Source organism: Cupriavidus sp. CuC1, from assembly GCF_044627735.1.
GTDB classification, from domain to species: Bacteria; Pseudomonadota; Gammaproteobacteria; order Burkholderiales; family Burkholderiaceae; genus Cupriavidus; species Cupriavidus ulmosensis.
The window spans coordinates 1-3,333 of record NZ_JBIUHC010000324.1 but is presented as its reverse complement, the minus strand read 5'-3'; the positions used below and the strand labels follow the sequence as shown (position 1 = coordinate 3,333).

The following is a 3,333-nucleotide window of genomic DNA, read 5'->3' as shown; positions in this document are numbered from 1 at the left end:
GGGGTGAAGCGACGCCGGTAGGTATGTCGGCCGCGATGGTGATGATGGGACAGCGGGCCTGAAGCGGGGGGAACGGCGATGACATGCAAACGGGGGCCTTGCGGCCCCCGTGAAGTTAGAAGGGATGGTCGAGCTCGTCGGCGGGATCGTCATCGGGGTCGAGGTCTGGCGGTGGGCGATAGCGGCGCGCCTGCTCGCCGTAGACGGTGTTGAACCACAGCCAGATGTCGTCGAGGACGAGCTGGATGAAGAAGGCGGCCTCGTCGGAGAGCACGGGGTCGGCCAGTCCGGCATTGCGCGTGAAGATGTCCATGATGGCCTCGCGGGTTGGCGTTGAAGTCAGATCGTGTTGGATGGCGGGGCTCACCGCACTTCCTCGATGGCCCGCAGCAGCAAGTCGTCGGGGATATGGTTCAGTCCCTTGGGCACGGCCAGCCGCATGGCGTTGCGCAGGATGCGCCCGGCCTGGCGGGGCACGCCGCGCGAGGCCTCGCGCAGTTGTTCGATGCCGGAGTCCGAGAGCAGCGTGTGGTTGCAGCCAGCGGCGGCAAGCGCGTGGCCGATGAGCTGGGCGAAGCGCTCGCGTTCGATGACCGCGGTGAAGTGCACGCGCACCTGGATGCGTCCATAGAGGGCGGCGTACGGCGCGCGTTCGAGCACGTCGGCCAGCGATGGATGACCAGCCAGCCAGATGGTGATCAGATCCCTGGCATCCATGGCGAAGTTCAGGAAAGCGGGCAGATCGCGGAAGAATGCGGGTGGCAGGTTCTGGCTCTCGTCAATGACCCAGACCGGCAGCACCTGCCGGTTCTGGGCCAGTTCGGTGATGCGCAACTTGATGGCGCGCCACAGGTCGGCGCGCCGGTAGCTGGGCTCAAGGCCGAGTTCACGGGCAAGCGCCCGGTACAGATCGATGCGACCGAAGTCGGACTCGGCGGTATAGATGACCTGGTAGCGGTGCGGGTTGAGCGAACGCGTGATGTGGCGCAACGCGGCGGTCTTGCCCACGCCGGGCTCGCCGGTAAGCAGGCCCACGCCGGGGCTGGTGAGCAGCCACTGGAAGCGTTCATGCAGATGGGCGATCGCGCCGTCGTCCCACAGGCTGGTGGCGTCCTTGTCCAGTGGTGCGCAGCGCAGGCCGAAGTGCTGGCGGTACATGATTCAATGCTCCGTGTGCGGATAATGTTGACGGTGGGCGAGCTCGATCAGGTTCGGGCCGGCCGCGGCGGGTTCGGCAGTGGCGGGCTCGGCCTGGGGACGCTGGCGCCGACGCGTGCTGTTGGCCACGGTATCGAGCTCGGTGGCCGCACCCAGTTGCTGCCCGGCTGCGTTCTCCACGTGCATGACCACGCCGGTATGCGGATCGACGACAAGCCGCACGTGCTGGCCGGCGAGTTCGTAGGGCACCTCGAAGCGTTTGCCCTGATAGGACACCGTGCCGTCGCGGCGCACCAGGCGTGTGATGCGATACCAGAACAGCTGGTCGAGTTGCGCGGCCAGCGGTCCGAGCAGGCGGATATGCGGCAGGTCCTGCTGGTAACGTGCCAGCGGCGTGAGCCCGCCCAGCGAGGCATGCTTGCTGCGGTGAAAGATCTGTTCGATCCATGCCCAAAGCCGGGCGTTCAGGTCGCCCAGCTCGCGGATGCGGCTGGTGTCGAGTTCAGCCAGGAACTGCTCGCGCAGCGTGCGGTGCCAGCGTTCGATCTTGCCCTTGGCGGCGGGCTGGTATGGCCTGCAGTAGATGAGGCGGATGGACAGGCGCGCGCAGATGCCCTGTAGGGTTGCGCTGCGATAGGCCGAGCCGTTGTCCACGACGAGCCGCCCGGGGATGCCGCGCCGCAACAGTGCCTGCTTGAGCACGCTCTCGATATCGAGCGCCGTCTCGGACAGGCAGAACGCGCTGTGAGCGACGAGCCGAGAGGCGTCGTCCATGAGCGAGACCAGATAGGTCTTCCTGCGTTTGCCGTCGATCGACAGAGTTGGCCCGTGCATGACGTCGCCGTACCAGAGAGAGCCGGCGTGTTCGGCCTCAAAGCTGCGCTTCTCATCGGGCACGACGGCCGGTCCGGCGATGCGTGAAAGACCGTTTGCCTTGAGCAGACGGTGCACGGCACTGCGCGAGAGCGTGTCGCGTGCCACCAGGCCGGCGCTCTCCAGCAGCAGCCGGATCTGGCGGATCGAGCGGCGCGGGTTCTCGCGCTTGGCCGCCAGCACCGCCGCCTGCACGGCCTCGGGCAGCTTCGATGCGCCGCGGTCGGCGCGGACCTTGCTGGCCAGCCCGGCAATACCCTCGCGGCGCCAGGTGTCGTACCAGGCGTGGAGCGTCTTCTCGCTGATGTGGCGGCGTCTGGAGCCGGGAATCGCGTACTCCTGCTGGGCAATCTGGCGGATCAGGCGAGCCAGTTCACCGCGTGCGAGTTCGCCGCGGCTGGTGAGTGGGCCCAGCACGCCCAGACGGAACAGCGCCATCTCGTCGATGTCGTTCATCTCGTTGAATCCTTCATCAAAGTGAGGAAACGACATGAAACCGCTATTGCCGCGGTGGCGGCAGTGAGCAAAGTCTGTGGAGCGTGCGCCAGGCATGCGAGCAGCGCGTTGCGCGCCGCGCGAGGCTCAAGCGATCATGGGACAGTCAGGCCGTCGTGATCGAGCCAGGCCATCGCCTGGCACAATGGCATTTGCCCGAAACAGGTCAGCCAGAACTCAGCGGAACCAGCGCAGCGACCGAGTTCGGCAAAGCGACTGCGCAAATGGAATGCGAAGGTCTGGCTGGTATTGAGCCAGCGCCACCAGCGGCGCACCGTGTGATAGCCCAGCGCGAAGACGGCCGCCGTACGGCGCAGCGACGCACCGGCGATCAGCAGTAAGAGCACCTGCTGCTGCTGCGCCCAGCCGTACCAACGGCGCGGGCAGATGGCCAGCGGCAGGCGCGAACAGGTCCGACGACAGGATGGACACCGAAAACGCGGTACCGGCACGGGATTGAGCTCGGCGTCGCCGCTGCGGTCAGCCTTGCGGTGATAGCAGCCGTGGCCCCACAGGCAGCCACAGCCGCAATGTGCGCAAGCGTCGGGTCGGTACGCCTGCGGCGTGCAACGGATAGCGAGAAGATGTTGTTCGAGCGTGAGAAACGCAAATACAATGCGATGCATAGGCCAGTCTGTTCTGGTTGTCGTGGGGTGTCTTGGAAACCATCGCACGATATCAGAGCCGTACTGGCCTTCCTTATGTCCGTTGCGTCTCGCGCTGATTGCGGAGATGTTCAGAAAATCGCCCCAGCCGTTCGCGGGATAAACGGCCCTCCCCAAACCTCAGATTGCGCGGGACGTAACA

4 protein-coding genes are annotated in these 3,333 nt (G+C 65.9%); all 4 read right to left on the bottom strand.

What is annotated here, in order from left to right:
* Positions 1-115: 115 nt before the first annotated feature.
* The gene (locus ACGLHR_RS51135) at positions 116-367 is read right to left on the bottom strand and encodes a hypothetical protein (RefSeq protein ID WP_400103693.1); all 252 of its coding nucleotides are present in this window, start codon (positions 365-367) and stop codon (positions 116-118) included.
* On the bottom strand, positions 364-1,158 hold the full coding sequence (locus ACGLHR_RS51130) for an ExeA family protein (protein WP_400103692.1): 795 nt from the start codon (positions 1,156-1,158) through the stop codon (positions 364-366). Before ACGLHR_RS51130 ends, ACGLHR_RS51135 begins: the two co-directional genes overlap by 4 nt.
* Positions 1,159-1,161: 3 nt before the next feature.
* Entirely contained in the window at positions 1,162-2,487 is a 1,326-nt protein-coding gene (locus tag ACGLHR_RS51125; protein WP_400103690.1) for a DDE-type integrase/transposase/recombinase, read from the bottom strand.
* A 134-nt stretch (positions 2,488-2,621) separates the two neighbouring features.
* Complete coding sequence (locus ACGLHR_RS51120) at positions 2,622-2,873, bottom strand: helix-turn-helix domain-containing protein (protein ID WP_400103688.1); 252 nt, start codon at positions 2,871-2,873, stop codon at positions 2,622-2,624.
* Between the last annotated feature and the right edge of the window lie 460 nt (positions 2,874-3,333).